The following is a 253-nucleotide window of genomic DNA, read 5'->3' as shown; positions in this document are numbered from 1 at the left end:
GTTTCCTGTTTCAAGCAGCCCAAGGCCGTTGATCAATAACGCTGATATTTGGAGCCGAACTCGGGGGACATAGAGCTTGCTCGCCAGTTGTCTTTCGGGGAATGAAGTTGTGGCGAGCGAGCTTGCTCGCGCTTGAGTGCGTAGCGCTCACAAAAACCTGGGGCCGCTGCGCAGCCCAGCGCGAGCAAGCTCGCTCGCCACACCACACACCACACACCACACACCACACACCACACACCACACACCACACACC

At 58.5% G+C, this 253-nt stretch carries 1 protein-coding gene; it reads right to left on the bottom strand.

Annotation, left to right across the window (positions count from 1 at the left end; genetic code table 11):
- Nucleotides 1-32 precede the first annotated feature (32 nt).
- On the bottom strand, nt 33-253 hold a 221-nt coding region (locus D8U73_RS29335), incomplete at its 5' end, for a hypothetical protein (protein WP_206663020.1).

Origin of the sequence: Pseudomonas sp. Sample_22, from assembly GCF_004307635.1 — a bacterium.
In the GTDB taxonomy this organism is placed as follows: Bacteria; Pseudomonadota; Gammaproteobacteria; order Pseudomonadales; family Pseudomonadaceae; genus Aquipseudomonas.
Note: the sequence above shows the minus strand (reverse complement) of the source record. Positions and strands in the feature narration are given on the sequence as shown.